The following is a 14,606-nucleotide window of genomic DNA, read 5'->3' on the forward strand; positions in this document are numbered from 1 at the left end:
TGATCAACCCCATCGCCATGGAAGAAGGCCTGCGCTTCGCCATCCGCGAGGGCGGCCGCACCGTGGGCTCGGGCGTGGTGGCGAAGATCCTCGACGTCTAACTGATTTCGCGAAGGGGTATAGCTCAATTGGCAGAGCGTCGGTCTCCAAAACCGAAGGTTGTAGGTTCGATTCCTACTGCCCCTGCCACTCGAAGGTGGCGCTGAGAAATCCCGTCGCGAAACCGGCGGGCTGAGGAATACCAAAGAGCCCGTCATGACCTGACGGGCTTCGGCGTCTGGAAAGACGCTCCGAATTGAAGAGGCCGCAAGGCCACAGGAACAAAGCCCAGGATGGCTACTTCTCAAATCGAAACCGTGAGCACCGGCGCAGACAAGGCCAAGCTGGCCGTGGCTGTCGTGGTGGCGGTGGGCGCCATCGCGGCGTTTTACCTGCTCTCGCGCCAGGGCGCGATCGTGCAGTGGGCTGTCTTGCTGGTAGGGCTGGCTGCCGCTGTGGCCGCGTTCGCGAGCTCCGAGAACGGTCGACAGCTGTTGGCCTTCGGCCGCGATTCGTGGCGCGAGGTCAAAAAGGTCGTGTGGCCGACCCGCAAGGAAGCCATCCAGATGACTGCCTATGTGTTCGCGTTCGTCGCGGTCATGTCCGTCTTCCTCTGGCTCACGGACAAAACGCTCGAATGGGTGTTTTTCGACCTCATTCTGGGCTGGAGAAAATGATGACTGACGACGCTGTCGACACGACGCCGGAACAGACGCCCCTGCTGGCGCCGCCGGCCAATCCCGACCTGCGCTGGTACGTGGTGCACGCTTACTCGGGCATGGAGAAGGCCGTGGAGCGCAACATCATCGAGCGCATCAATCGAGCCGGGATGCAGGACAAGTTCGGCCGCATCCTGGTGCCGACCGAGGAAGTGGTCGAGGTCAAGAACGGCCAGAAGCGCACCACCGAGCGCCGCTTCTTTCCGGGCTATGTGCTGGTCGAGATGATCATGGACGACGAGAGCTGGCACCTGGTGAAGCACACCAACAAGGTGACGGGTTTTGTCGGCGGCGCGAAGAATCGACCGGCCCCGATCTCGCAGAAGGAAGTCGAGGACATCGTCTCCCAGATGCAGCAGGGCACCGAAAAGCCGCGCCACAAGGTCGAGTTCATCGTGGGTGAATTCGTGCGCGTCAAGGAAGGCCCATTCACCGACTTCAACGGCACGGTCGAGGAAGTCAATTACGAGAAGAACAAGGTGCGCGTGTCGGTCATGATCTTCGGCCGTGCGACGCCCGTCGAGCTCGAGTTCAGTCAGGTCGAGAAGACCTGAGGCAGTTTCGGTCCGGCGCTTCCCGACTCGGCGCTGGGCTTCGTTCGAAGAGTCGTCAACCCCGGGGAGCTGCGGCCGAGCAGGCCAAGGCGCTATGACCCGCAAGGAGTAAAGCATGGCGAAGAAAATCGTCGGCTTCATCAAGCTGCAAGTGCCAGCTGGTAAAGCCAATCCGTCGCCGCCCATCGGCCCCGCCCTGGGCCAGCGCGGTTTGAACATCATGGAATTCTGCAAGGCGTTCAACGCGCAGACTCAGGGCGTCGAGCCGGGTCTGCCGCTGCCGGTGGTCATCACCGCGTTCGCCGACAAGAGCTTCACCTTCATCATCAAGACGCCGCCGGCGATCACCTTGATCAAGAAGGCCATCAAGCTCGAGAAGGGCTCCGCACGTCCGCACACCGACAAGGTGGGCAAGATCACGCGCGCGCAGCTCGAAGAGATCGCCAAGACCAAGATGAAAGACCTGACCGCCGCCGACCTGGACGCCGCGGTTCGCACCATCGCCGGCTCCGCCCGTTCGATGGGCGTGAATGTGGAGGGCGTGTAAATGGCCAAGATCACCAAGAAGCAGAAGGCGTTGGCAGGCAAGGTCGACAGCAACAAGCTGTACCCGCTCGTCGACGCGATCGGCATCGTGAAGGATGCCGCCACCGCGAAGTTCGATGAGTCGATCGACGTCGCGGTGCAGCTCGGCATCGACGCCAAGAAGTCCGACCAGGTGGTGCGCGGCGCCGTCGTGATGCCCAACGGCACCGGCAAGACCAAGCGCGTCGCCGTGTTCGCCCAAGGCGCCAAGGCCGAAGAAGCCAAGGCCGCCGGCGCCGACATCGTCGGCATGGACGATCTGGCCGCCCAGGTGAAGGCCGGCGACATGCCCTTCGACGTGGTGATCGCCGCGCCGGACGCGATGCGCGTGGTCGGTGCGCTGGGCCAGATCCTGGGCCCGCGCGGCCTGATGCCGAACCCCAAGGTCGGCACCGTGACGCCCGACGTCGCCACCGCCGTCAGGAACGCCAAGGCCGGCCAGGTGCAGTTCCGCGTCGACAAGGCCGGGATCATCCACGGCACGATCGGCCGCCGTTCGTTCGACACCGAGAAGCTGCAGGGCAACCTGGCCGCGCTGATCGAGGCTCTGGTCAAGGCCAAGCCGGCTTCGAGCAAGGGCATCTATCTGCGCAAGGTGGCTGTGTCCTCGACGATGGGTGTGGGTGTCCGCGTGGACACGCAGACCATTTCGGCGCAGGGCTGAGGCGCATGAATGCGGGCCTTGCCTCGGCAGGGCCCCGATGAGATCGGCCCCGTCGCCTGTCAAAGGGCGGCGGGGCGATGTGGTGGGTCGGGACGGCGCTCAAGCGCTGTTCCGGGCCATCCAAGACCGCTGGCGTGCAGGAGGGCCTGCACTTAATCGCCTCGACCTTCGCGAGGCAACCAGCGCAGATGGCGATCCCGCTGCAAGGAATCCGTTTCCGAAACAGTTGGTCGCTGCATGAAGCGCATCCCGAGGCCTCCAGCCGAAGGATGCATTGAAAAGGAGTAGACCTTGAGTCTGAATCGCAGTGAGAAAGAAGCGGTCATCAGTGATGTGACCAGCCTCGCCGCAAAAGCTCAAACGCTCGTGATGGCGGAGTACCGTGGCATCACGGTCGCCGACATGACCCGTCTGCGCACTGATGCGCGCAGCAAGGGCGTGACCCTGAGTGTTCTCAAGAACACCCTGGCACGCCGTGCTGTCGCTGGTAGCGCATTCGAAGTCGTCGGTGACCAGATGACCGGTCCGCTGATCTATGGCTTCTCCGAGGATGCCGTGGCCGCCGCGAAGGTGGTGGCCGATTTCGCGAAGACCAACGACAAGCTGGTCATTCGCGGCGGCGCCTTCGGTGGCAAGGCCCTGGACGTCGACGGCGTGAAGCAACTGGCCAGCATCCCTTCCAAGGAAGTTCTGCTGGCGCAACTGCTGGGCTTGATGCAGTCCCCGATCTCGCGCACGGCCCGTGTCCTGGCCGCGCTCGCCGAGAAGCGTGGTGGCGGCGAAGCCCCTGCCGAGGCTGCGGCCGAAGCCGAAGCCCCGGCCGCCTGAAGCCCCGGCCGCCTGAGCTTGCTTTTGAAAATTTCAACCCAATTGTTAGGAAACCCAAATGGCATTCGATAAAGACGCATTTCTGACCGCGCTGGACAGCATGACGGTCCTGGAGCTCAACGACCTGGTGAAAGCCATCGAAGAGAAGTTCGGCGTGAGCGCCGCAGCCATGGCCGCCCCGGCCGCCGGTGGCGGCGCCGCTGCTGCTGTCGTCGAGGAAAAGACCGAGTTCAACGTCGTCCTGACGGACGCCGGCGCGAACAAGGTTGCCGCGATCAAGGCCGTGCGCGAAATCACCGGCCTGGGCCTGAAGGAAGCCAAGGACCTGGTGGAAGCCGCTCCCAAGGCCGTGAAGGAAGGCGTGGCCAAGGCCGACGCCGAAGCCATGCTGAAGAAGCTGGTCGACGCCGGCGCCAAGGCGGAATTGAAGTAATTCGGTTCTCCCGCAGGGCTGGAGTGCGCCGAAAGGCCCTCCAGCCTTTGCCGCTTTCAGAGCGCACCCAAAAGCCGGCTTGGTGCCGAACCAAGCACAAGTCGGTTTTTGAGTGTCTTCTGACCCCGACTGCAGAAGACCCCTTGGTTCGGGTGATGTGCAACGCATCACTGTCCGCCAACGGCTGGTAGTGGCCAGCCGCCAAGCAGTGGCGCGAAAGCGCTGCTGACAAGTCGCTGAAGATCTCAAGCTCCGGAGCTCTCATGGCCCAAACGTCCACGTACAGTTACACCGAACGCAAGCGCATCCGAAAGAACTTCGGAAATCGCGACAGCGTCGTCGAAATTCCCTACCTGCTGCAGATGCAGAAGGACGCCTACACCGCGTTCCTGCAAGCAGGTATCCCGCCCCAGAAACGCACGGTGGAAGGCCTTCAGGCTGCTTTCGACGCCGCTTTCCCCATCGTCTCGCACAACGGTTTCGTGGAGATGAAGTTTCTCGAGTACAACCTCGCGAAGCCGGCTTTCGACGTGCGCGAGTGCCAGACCCGCGGGTTGACCTTCGCCTCGGCCGTGCGCGCCAAGGTGCAACTGATCATCTATGACCGCGAATCCTCGACCTCGCAGTCGAAGGTGGTCAAGGAAGTGAAGGAGCAGGAGGTCTACATGGGCGAAGTGCCGCTCATGACCGAAAAGGGCTCCTTCATCATCAACGGCACCGAGCGCGTGATCGTCTCGCAGCTGCACCGGTCGCCGGGCGTGTTTTTCGAACATGACAAGGGCAAGACGCACAGCTCGGGCAAGCTGCTGTTCTCGGCCCGCGTGATCCCCTACCGCGGCTCCTGGCTGGACTTCGAATTCGACCCGAAGGACATGCTGTACTTCCGTGTCGACCGCCGCCGCAAGATGCCGGTGACGATCCTGCTGAAGGCGATCGGCCTGAACCCGGAATCGATCCTCGCGAACTTCTTCGTCAACGACAACTTCCGCCTGATGGACAGCGGCGCGCAGATGGAGTTCGTCTCCGAGCGCCTGCGTGGCGAGGTCGCGCGCTTCGACATCACCGACAAGTCCGGCAAGGTCGTGGTCGCCAAGGACAAGCGCGTGACCGCGCGCCACACGCGCGAGCTCGAGCAGACCGGCACCACGCACATCAGCGTGCCGGAAGATTTCCTGGTGGGCCGCGTGCTGGCACGCAACATCGTCGATCCCGATTCCGGCGAGATCCTGGCCAAGGCCAACGACGAGCTCACCGAGGCGCTGCTGAAGAAGCTGCGCGCCGCCGGCGTGCAGGAGCTGCAGGCCATCTACACCAACGAGCTCGACCAGGGCGCTTACATCTCGCAGACCCTGCGCATCGACGAGACGGTGGACGAGTTCGCCGCCCGCGTGGCCATCTACCGCATGATGCGGCCCGGCGAGCCGCCGACGGAAGACGCGGTGCAGGCCCTGTTCCAGCGCCTGTTCTACAACCCCGACACCTACGATCTGTCGCGCGTCGGCCGCATGAAGTTCAACGCCAAGGTCGGCCGCGACGAGTCGACCGGTCCGATGGTGCTGACCAACGAGGACATCCTCGCCGTCGTCAAGATCCTGGTGGACCTGCGCAACGGCCGCGGCGAAGTGGACGACATCGACCACCTCGGCAACCGCCGCGTGCGCTGCGTCGGCGAACTGGCGGAGAACCAGTACCGCACCGGCCTCGCCCGCATCGAGAAGGCCGTCAAGGAGCGCCTGGGCCAGGCCGAGCAAGAGCCGCTGATGCCGCACGACCTCATCAACAGCAAGCCGATCTCGGCCGCGCTGAAGGAGTTCTTCGGCGCTTCGCAGCTGTCGCAGTTCATGGACCAGACCAACCCGCTGTCCGAGATCACGCACAAGCGTCGCGTCTCGGCCCTCGGCCCGGGCGGTCTGACGCGCGAACGCGCCGGCTTCGAAGTGCGCGACGTGCACGTCACGCACTACGGCCGCGTGTGCCCGATCGAAACGCCTGAAGGCCCGAACATCGGCCTCATCAACTCGCTGGCGCTGTACGCCCGCCTCAACGAATACGGCTTCATCGAGACGCCGTACCGTCGCGTGGTCGACAGCAAGGTCACGATGGACATCGACTACCTGTCGGCCATCGAGGAAGGCAAGTACGTGATCGCGCAGGCCAACGCTGCGCTCGACAAGGACGGCCGCCTCACGGGGGACCTGGTGTCGGCGCGCGAGACCGGCGAATCGATCCTGGTCTCCGCGGAGCGGGTGCAGTACATGGACGTGTCGCCGGCGCAGATCGTGTCGGTGGCCGCCTCGCTGGTGCCCTTCCTGGAGCACGACGACGCGAACCGCGCACTGATGGGCGCCAACATGCAGCGCCAGGCCGTGCCGGTGCTGCGTCCCGAGAAGGCCTTCGTCGGCACCGGCATCGAGCGCGTCTCCGCGGTCGACTCCGGCACCGTCGTCACGGCCACACGCGGCGGCGTGGTCGACTATGTCGACGCCACCCGCATCGTGGTGCGCGTGAACGACGCCGAAGCGGCAGCGGGCGAAGTCGGCGTGGACATCTACAACCTGATCAAGTACCAGCGTTCGAACCAGAACACGAACATCCATCAGCGTCCGATCGTCAAGCGCGGCGACAACATTGCCAAGGGCGATGTCATCGCCGACGGCGCCTCGACCGACCTGGGCGAGCTGGCGCTGGGCCAGAACATGCTGGTCGCGTTCATGCCCTGGAACGGCTACAACTTCGAGGACTCGATCCTGATCAGCGAACGCGTGGTCGCCGAAGACCGCTACACCTCGATCCACATCGAGGAACTGGTGGTGATGGCGCGCGACACCAAGCTGGGCGCGGAAGAAATCACCCGCGACATCCCGAACCTGGCGGAGCAGCAGCTCAACCGGCTGGACGAATCCGGGATCATCTACGTCGGCGCCGAAGTGCAGCCCGGCGACACGCTGGTCGGCAAGGTCACGCCCAAGGGCGAGACCACGCTGACGCCTGAAGAGAAGCTCCTGCGCGCGATCTTCGGCGAGAAGGCTTCCGACGTGAAGGACACCTCGCTGCGCGTGGACCAGGGCTCGCAAGGCACCGTGATCGACGTGCAGGTGTTCACCCGCGAGGGCATCCAGCGCGACAAGCGTGCCCAGCAGATCATCGACGACGAGCTCAAGCGCTTCCGCCTCGACCTCAATGACCAGCTGCGCATCGTCGAGGCTGACGCCTTCGACCGGATCGAGAAGCTCCTGATCGGCAAGGCAGCCAACGGCGGCCCGAACAAGCTGGCCAAGGGCAGCAAGCTCGACAAGGCGTACCTCTCGTCGATCGAGAAGTTCCACTGGTTCGACATCCGCCCGGCGGAAGACGAGGTGGCCTCGCAGCTCGAGTCGATCAAGAACTCCCTGGAGCAGACGCGCCACAGCTTCGACCTCGCGTTCGAGGAAAAGCGCAAGAAGCTCACGCAGGGCGACGAGCTGCCCGCGGGCGTGCTGAAGATGGTCAAGGTCTACCTGGCCGTCAAGCGCCGCCTGCAGCCCGGCGACAAGATGGCCGGCCGCCACGGCAACAAGGGCGTGGTGTCGAAGATCGTTCCGGTCGAGGACATGCCGCACATGGCCGACGGCACGCCGTGCGACATCTGCCTGAACCCGCTCGGCGTGCCCTCGCGGATGAACGTCGGGCAGGTGCTCGAGGTGCATCTGGGCTGGGCCGGCAAGGGTGTGGGCCAGCGCATCGGCGACCTGCTGCAGGCCGAGGCCAAGGTGGCCGAGCTGCGCCAGTTCATGGACAAGCTCTACAACGGCTCGGGCCGCAAGGAAGACCTCTCCAAGCTCAGCGATGCGGACGTGCTCGAGATGGCCGGGAACCTGTCGACGGGCGTGCCTTTCGCGACGCCCGTGTTCGACGGCGCCTCGGAGGAAGAAATCCGCGGCATGTTGCAGCTCGCCTATCCGGACGAGATCGCCAAGGCCAAGGGCCTGACCGCGACGCGCACCCAGGCGTACCTGTACGACGGCCGCACCGGCGACCAGTTCGAGCGTCCGGTGACGGTCGGCTACATGCACGTGCTCAAGCTGCACCACCTGGTGGACGACAAGATGCACGCCCGCTCGACCGGCCCGTACAGCCTGGTCACGCAGCAGCCTCTGGGCGGCAAGGCGCAATTCGGCGGCCAGCGTTTCGGGGAAATGGAAGTGTGGGCACTCGAAGCCTACGGCGCTTCCTATGTCCTGCAGGAAATGCTGACGGTGAAGTCCGACGACGTGCAGGGCCGCACCAAGGTCTACGAGAGCATCGTCAAGGGCGAGCACTCGATCGAAGCCGGCATGCCGGAATCGTTCAATGTACTGGTCAAGGAAATCCGTTCCTTGGGCCTCGACATTGAGCTGGAACGGTCCTGAGGCCTTGCGGGACAGACCAAGAAATTGCGCAGCAATTCTTGCTCTGTCCCCAACTGATTAAAAAGGAAAGAGTCACATGAAATCGCTACTCGACCTGTTCAAGCAATTCACGCCGGACGAGCATTTCGATGCCATTCGCATCGGCATGGCTTCGCCCGAGAAGATCCGTTCGTGGTCCTTCGGCGAGGTGAAGAAGCCCGAGACCATCAACTACCGGACCTTCAAGCCCGAGCGCGACGGTCTCTTCTGCGCGAAGATCTTCGGCCCGATCAAGGACTACGAGTGCCTGTGCGGCAAGTACAAGCGCCTCAAGCATCGCGGCGTGATCTGCGAGAAGTGCGGCGTCGAAGTCACGCAGACCAAGGTGCGCCGCGAGCGCATGGGTCACATCGACCTGGCTGCGCCCTGCGCCCACATCTGGTTCCTGAAGTCGCTGCCGTCGCGCCTGGGCCTCGTGCTCGACATGACGCTGCGCGACATCGAGCGCGTGCTGTACTTCGAAGCCTACGTGATCACCGATCCCGGCATGACCCCGCTGAAGAAGTTCGGCATCATGTCCGAGGACGACTACGACGCGAAGCGCAAGGAATACGGCGACGAGTTCATCGCCAAGATGGGCGCCGAAGGCATCAAGGACCTGCTGATGGGCATCGAGCTCGACAGCGAGATCGAGAAGCTGCGCGGCGACCTGACGGGCTCCGAAGTCAAGGTCAAGAAGAACTCCAAGCGCCTCAAGGTGCTGGAAGCTTTCCGCAAGTCGGGCATCAAGCCCGAGTGGATGGTGCTGGACGTGCTGCCCGTGCTGCCGCCGGACCTGCGTCCGCTGGTGCCGCTGGATGGCGGCCGCTTCGCGACTTCCGACCTGAACGACCTCTACCGCCGCGTCATCAACCGCAATTCGCGCCTGCGTCGCCTGCTCGAGCTGAAGGCGCCGGAAATCATCGCGCGCAACGAGAAGCGGATGCTGCAGGAGGCCGTCGATTCGCTGCTGGACAACGGCCGCCGCGGCAAGGCCATGACGGGTGCCAACAAGCGCGCGCTCAAGTCGCTGGCCGACATGATCAAGGGCAAGAGCGGCCGCTTCCGCCAGAACCTGCTGGGCAAGCGCGTCGACTACTCGGGCCGTTCGGTCATCGTGGTGGGCCCGACGCTCAAGCTGCATCAGTGCGGCCTGCCGAAGCTGATGGCGCTGGAGCTGTTCAAGCCCTTCATCTTCTCCCGGCTCGAAGCGATGGGCATCGCGACCACCATCAAGGCCGCGAAGAAGGAAGTCGAATCCGGCACGCCCGTGGTTTGGGACATCCTCGAAGAGGTGATCAAGGAGCACCCGGTGATGCTGAACCGCGCACCGACGCTGCACCGCCTCGGCATCCAGGCTTTCGAGCCGATCTTGATCGAAGGCAAGGCGATCCAGCTGCACCCGCTCGTTTGCGCGGCCTTCAACGCCGACTTCGACGGCGACCAGATGGCCGTGCACGTGCCGCTGTCGGTGGAAGCGCAGATGGAAGCCCGCACGCTGATGCTGGCCTCCAACAACGTGCTGTTCCCGGCGAGCGGCGAGCCCTCCATCGTGCCCTCGCAGGACGTGGTGCTGGGCCTCTACTACACGACGCGCGAGCGCATCAACGGCAAGGGCGAAGGCCTGGTCTTCTCCGACATCGGCGAAGTCCAGCGTGCGCTCGACGCCGACGTGGTGGAGCTCACCGCCAAGGTCAGCGTGCGCATCACCGAGTACACGAAGGACAAGGATTCGGGCGAATTCGTGCCCAAGACCGAGCTTGTCGAAACCACCGTCGGCCGCGCCCTGCTGTCCGAGATCCTGCCCAAGGGGCTGCCGTTCTCGAACATCAACAAGGCGCTGAAGAAGAAGGAGATCTCCAAGCTCATCAACGCCTCCTTCCGCAAGTGCGGTCTGAAGGAGACCGTGGTCTTCGCCGACAAGCTGCTGCAGAACGGCTTCAGGCTGGCGACCAAGGCCGGCATCTCCATTGCCATCGACGACATGCTGGTGCCTTCCGAGAAGCACGGCATCATTGAGCGCTCCGCCAAGGAAGTGAAGGAAATCGAGCAGCAGTACGTCTCGGGCCTGGTCACTGCCGGCGAGCGCTACAACAAGGTGGTGGACATCTGGGGCAAGGCCGGCGACGAGGTGTCGAAGGTCATGATGTCCAAGCTCTCGAAGGAGAAGGTCACCGACCGCAACGGCAAGGAAGTGGAGCAGGAGTCGTTCAACTCCATCTACATGATGGCTGACTCGGGTGCGCGCGGCTCCGCCGCGCAGATCCGCCAGGTGGCGGGCATGCGGGGCCTGATGGCCAAGCCGGACGGCTCGATCATCGAGACGCCGATCACCGCGAACTTCCGCGAAGGCCTGAACGTGCTGGAGTACTTCATCTCCACCCACGGCGCGCGAAAGGGCCTGGCCGACACCGCGCTGAAGACCGCGAACTCCGGCTACCTCACGCGCCGCCTGGTGGACGTGACGCAGGACCTGGTCGTCATCGAGCAGGATTGCGGCACGCTGGACGGCACCGTGATGCGCGCCATCGTCGAAGGCGGCGAGGTGATCGAGTCGCTGCGCGAGCGAATCCTCGGCCGCACCGCGGCCGAAGACGTGCTGCATCCCGAGACGCGCGCGGTGCTGGCCAAGGCCGGCGACATGCTGGACGAAGACGTGATCGAGGCGCTGGAAAACGAAGGCGTGGACGAGGTCAAGGTGCGCACCGCACTCACCTGCGCGACCCGCTTCGGCCTGTGCGCCAAGTGCTACGGCCGCGACCTCGGCCGCGGCGGCCTGGTCAACAACGGCGAAGCCGTCGGCGTGATCGCGGCGCAGTCGATCGGCGAGCCCGGCACGCAGCTGACGATGCGGACCTTCCACATCGGCGGCGCGGCTTCGCGTGCGGCGGTGGCTTCGAGCGTGGAGGCCAAGTCCAATGGCGTGATCGGCTTCAACGCCACGATGCGCTACGTGACCAACAGCAAGAACGAGCTGGTGGTGATTGCGCGCTCGGGTGAGATCGTCATCCATGACGAGCACGGTCGCGAGCGCGAGCGCCACAAGGTGCCCTACGGTGCCACGCTGGCGGTCAAGGCCGACCAGCAGGTCAAGGCCGGCCACGTGCTGGCCAACTGGGACCCGCTGACGCGCCCGATCATCACGGAGTTCGCCGGCAAGACCAAGTTCGAGAACGTCGAGGAAGGCCTCACGGTCGCGAAGCAGGTCGATGAGGTCACGGGCCTGTCCACCCTGGTGGTCATCGATCCGAAGCGCCGCGGCGCGGCCAAGGTCGTGCGTCCCCAGGTGAAGCTGATCGACGTCGCCGGCAACGAGGTGAAGATCCCGGGCACCGACCACTCGGTGACCATCGGCTTCCCCGTCGGAGCGCTGGTGCAGGTGCGAGACGGCCAGGACGTGGGCCCCGGCGAAGTGCTGGCGCGCATTCCGGTCGAAGGCCAGAAGACCCGCGACATCACCGGCGGTCTGCCGCGGGTGGCCGAGCTCTTCGAAGCCCGTTCGCCCAAGGACAAGGGCATGCTGGCCGAGATGACCGGCACGGTGTCCTTCGGCAAGGAAACGAAGGGCAAGGTGCGGCTGCAGATCACCGACCCGGACGGCAAGGTCTGGGAAGAGCTGGTGCCCAAGGAGAAGAACATCCTGGTGCACGAAGGCCAGGTGGTGAACAAGGGCGAGTCGATCGTCGACGGCCCGGCCGATCCGCAGGACATCCTGCGCCTGCTGGGCTCCGAGGAACTGGCGCGCTACATCGTGGACGAGGTGCAGGACGTGTACCGCCTGCAGGGTGTGAAGATCAACGACAAGCACATCGAGGTGATCGTTCGCCAGATGCTGCGCCGTGTCGTGGTCGAGAACCCCGGCGACACCAACTACATCGCCGGCGAGCAGGTGGAGCGCAGCGAGATCCTCAACACCAACGACGCCCTGCGCGCCGAGGGCAAGCTGCCCGCGACCTACTCCAACCTGCTGCTCGGTATCACGAAGGCTTCGCTCTCGACCGACAGCTTCATCAGTGCCGCCTCGTTCCAGGAAACGACGCGCGTGCTGACCGAGGCTGCGATCATGGGCAAGCGCGACGAACTGCGCGGCTTGAAGGAGAACGTCATCGTCGGCCGCCTGATCCCCGCAGGCACCGGCATGGCCTATCACCAGGCACGCAAGGTCAAGGACGCGATGGACGAGGCCGAGCGCCGCGCGATCGCCGAAGCGGAAGCCGCCGAACTCTCGGGCAGCACCTCCGCCTCGGCCGAGGACGCGAGCACGGCCGATGCCAGCGAAGGCGCTGCGACCGAATAACTGGTTAGCATCGCCGGCATGACCGGTCTCGAACGCCCCCTCTCCGCCTGCGGATCGGGGGCTTTTTTCTGGGGGCGTCGGATCTCATGAGCGGCGTGCCCGATTCGCTTGCGTGGTGGATCCTCGGCGCCGTGGCGCTGTTCTGGTTTGTCGGCGCTTACAACCGCATCGTGCGACTGCGCTCGGGGGCGCTGCAGGCCTATGCGGCGCTCGATGCGGCCTTGGTGCGGCAGCTCGATTTCGTCCAGGCGCGCCTGGCCGAGGATGCGCCGGTGGAACAGCTTGCGCACGGCGCCGCCCGGGAAGATGCCTCGCTGCAGGCGTCGGCCGCCCAGTTGGTCACGCTGCTGGCGGCCACGCGCCTGAAGCCGCTCGACCCTGCCGGCATCGCGGCGCTGGCGACGGCGCTGCACGTGATGCTCGCTGCCTGGCAGCGGCTGCACCCCGATGCGGTGGTCAGCTTCGAAGCCGACGGCACCCTGTCGAGACCCGCCCCGCTCAACGGCCGGGACGACAGCCCCGCAGCGCCGATGGCCTGGCCCGAGCCCTCGGCCGCCGCCGAGATCGCGCGCAACCAGTTCAACCAGGCGGTGGCGCACTACAACGCGGCCATCGCCCAGTTCCCGGCGCTGCTGGTGGCCTGGATCATGCAGTTGCGACCGGCAGCGCCCTTGCTCTGACATCGCCCTTGACCATCATCGATTCCAAGTTGACCGACTCTTCAGACTCTCTCGATGCCTCGCAGCCCCTCGCGCCGCCGCTCTGGCGCCAGCTGCAGCTCACCGCCGTCGCGCTGGCCGCCATCCGCGGCGGCGTCTCCGGCACCGTGGCCTTCGACGCCGTGCCGCCGGAGCTGCGGCCTGGGGTGCAGGCGCTGGGCTTCCAGGTGCTGCGCTGGCTCGGGCGCGCCGAGGCCCTGCGCCGGCAGCTCGCCAAGCGCACGCCGCCGCCGGCGGCCGATGCCTTGCTCTGCACCGCGCTCGCGCTGGCGTGGGACGTCACCCAGGCGCCCTACGAGCCCTTCACGCTGGTCGATCAGACGGTCGAGGCGGCCAAGCGCAATCCCGGCACGCGCGCGCAGGCCAGCTTCGTGAACGCCTGTCTCCGCCGTTTCCTGCGGGAACGGGAGGAGCTGGTGGCCGCCACCGACCGCGAGCCGGTCGCGCAATGGAACCACCCCCGCTGGTGGATCGAGCGCCTGCGGCGCGACCATCCGCGCGAGTGGCAACGCGTGCTGGAGGCCGACAACACGCAAGCGCCGATGACCCTGCGGGTGAACACCCGGCACGGCGACCGGCCTTCCTACCAGGCGGCGCTGGCCGCCGCAGGCTTGCAGGCAGTTCCGGTAGGCGCCGCCGGATTGCAGCTGCTGCGCGCCCGGCCGGTGCAGGCGCTGCCGGGCTTCGCCGAGGGGCATTGCTCGGTGCAGGACGCCGCGGCCCAGCTCGCCGCGCCGCTGCTGCTCGAGGGCCTGCTGGGTGGCGCTCAGGGTGCCGGCCCTTTGCGGGTGCTCGATGCCTGCGCGGCGCCGGGAGGCAAGACCGCCCATCTGCTCGAACTGGCCGGGCCCGCCATCGAGCTCACCGCGCTCGAAGTCGATGCCGCGCGCAGCCGCCGCATCGACGACACCCTGGCCCGGCTCGGCCTGCGCGCCAAGGTCGTCGTGGCCGATGCCGGTCGGCCGAAGGAGTGGTGGGACGGCCAGGCCTTCGATGCCATCCTGCTCGACGCGCCCTGCACCGCGTCGGGCATCGTGCGCCGGCACCCCGACGTGCGCTGGCTGCGGCGCGAGAGCGACACCGAACAGCTGGCGCTGCTGCAGGCCATGCTGCTGGCGGCGCTCTGGCCCCTGGTACGTCCGGGCGGGCGGCTACTTTATTGCACCTGTTCGGTCTTCAGGGAGGAGGGTGCGCACCAGATCGATGCGTTCCTTGCGCACAACACCGACGCCCGTTTGCTGCCCTCGCCGGGGCATTTGCTGCCGCAAAGCGGGGGGATTGCCCGTGGCGTCCCGGACAATGCCTTGGGTGACCACGACGGTTTTTTCTACGCCTTGCTCGAAAAACAAGCACCCTGCTGAA

At 65.5% G+C, this 14,606-nt stretch carries 11 protein-coding genes and 1 tRNA gene; all 12 read left to right on the top strand.

Going from position 1 to position 14,606, the window contains the following annotated elements; genetic code table 11:
• Nucleotides 1–101, top strand: a 101-nt coding sequence (locus tag J2739_RS26455) for an EF-Tu C-terminal domain-related protein (RefSeq protein ID WP_473774986.1), incomplete at its 5' end; no start/stop codon positions are given.
• A 12-nt stretch (nucleotides 102–113) separates the two neighbouring features.
• Nucleotides 114–189: transfer RNA gene (locus J2739_RS26460), tRNA-Trp, on the top strand.
• 143 nt (nucleotides 190–332) lie between these two features.
• Complete coding sequence (gene secE / locus J2739_RS26465; protein WP_309907282.1) at nucleotides 333–716, top strand: preprotein translocase subunit SecE; 384 nt, start codon at nucleotides 333–335, stop codon at nucleotides 714–716.
• The gene (gene nusG, locus J2739_RS26470) at nucleotides 716–1,312 is read left to right on the top strand and encodes a transcription termination/antitermination protein NusG (protein ID WP_309907285.1); all 597 of its coding nucleotides are present in this window, start codon (nucleotides 716–718) and stop codon (nucleotides 1,310–1,312) included. Before secE ends, nusG begins: the two co-directional genes overlap by 1 nt.
• Nucleotides 1,313–1,427: 115 nt before the next feature.
• Entirely contained in the window at nucleotides 1,428–1,859 is a 432-nt protein-coding gene (rplK, locus tag J2739_RS26475) for a 50S ribosomal protein L11 (protein ID WP_028252759.1), read from the top strand.
• Entirely contained in the window at nucleotides 1,860–2,561 is a 702-nt protein-coding gene (rplA, locus tag J2739_RS26480) for a 50S ribosomal protein L1 (RefSeq protein ID WP_309907286.1), read from the top strand.
• A 291-nt stretch (nucleotides 2,562–2,852) separates the two neighbouring features.
• Entirely contained in the window at nucleotides 2,853–3,389 is a 537-nt protein-coding gene (gene rplJ / locus J2739_RS26485; protein ID WP_309907288.1) for a 50S ribosomal protein L10, read from the top strand.
• A gap of 58 nt (nucleotides 3,390–3,447) precedes the next feature.
• The gene (gene rplL, locus J2739_RS26490; protein ID WP_309907290.1) at nucleotides 3,448–3,822 is read left to right on the top strand and encodes a 50S ribosomal protein L7/L12; all 375 of its coding nucleotides are present in this window, start codon (nucleotides 3,448–3,450) and stop codon (nucleotides 3,820–3,822) included.
• Between the two features lie 263 nt (nucleotides 3,823–4,085).
• Nucleotides 4,086–8,210, top strand: a complete 4,125-nt coding sequence (gene rpoB / locus J2739_RS26495) for a DNA-directed RNA polymerase subunit beta (protein ID WP_309907292.1) — start codon at nucleotides 4,086–4,088, stop codon at nucleotides 8,208–8,210.
• A 76-nt stretch (nucleotides 8,211–8,286) separates the two neighbouring features.
• A complete protein-coding gene (gene rpoC, locus J2739_RS26500) occupies nucleotides 8,287–12,525 on the top strand; it encodes a DNA-directed RNA polymerase subunit beta' (RefSeq protein WP_309907294.1) in 4,239 nt (1,412 codons plus the stop codon).
• A gap of 86 nt (nucleotides 12,526–12,611) precedes the next feature.
• A complete protein-coding gene (locus J2739_RS26505) occupies nucleotides 12,612–13,205 on the top strand; it encodes a LemA family protein (protein WP_309907295.1) in 594 nt (197 codons plus the stop codon).
• Nucleotides 13,206–13,222: 17 nt separating this feature from the next.
• Entirely contained in the window at nucleotides 13,223–14,605 is a 1,383-nt protein-coding gene (gene rsmB / locus J2739_RS26510; protein WP_309907419.1) for a 16S rRNA (cytosine(967)-C(5))-methyltransferase RsmB, read from the top strand.
• Nucleotide 14,606: the final 1 nt, after the last annotated feature.

It is taken from the genome of Variovorax soli (genome assembly GCF_031454625.1).
Classification (GTDB): domain Bacteria; phylum Pseudomonadota; class Gammaproteobacteria; order Burkholderiales; family Burkholderiaceae_C; genus Variovorax; species Variovorax soli_A.

Coding starts and splice junctions, on each gene's coding strand:
- rpoC (WP_309907294.1), top strand. CDS start 8,287: ATGAAATCGCTACTCGACCTGTTCAAGCAATTCACGCCGGACGAGCAT.
- rplK (WP_028252759.1), top strand. CDS start 1,428: ATGGCGAAGAAAATCGTCGGCTTCATCAAGCTGCAAGTGCCAGCTGGT.
- rplL (WP_309907290.1), top strand. CDS start 3,448: ATGGCATTCGATAAAGACGCATTTCTGACCGCGCTGGACAGCATGACG.
- secE (WP_309907282.1), top strand. CDS start 333: ATGGCTACTTCTCAAATCGAAACCGTGAGCACCGGCGCAGACAAGGCC.
- rplA (WP_309907286.1), top strand. CDS start 1,860: ATGGCCAAGATCACCAAGAAGCAGAAGGCGTTGGCAGGCAAGGTCGAC.
- rpoB (WP_309907292.1), top strand. CDS start 4,086: ATGGCCCAAACGTCCACGTACAGTTACACCGAACGCAAGCGCATCCGA.
- nusG (WP_309907285.1), top strand. CDS start 716: ATGACTGACGACGCTGTCGACACGACGCCGGAACAGACGCCCCTGCTG.
- J2739_RS26505 (WP_309907295.1), top strand. CDS start 12,612: ATGAGCGGCGTGCCCGATTCGCTTGCGTGGTGGATCCTCGGCGCCGTG.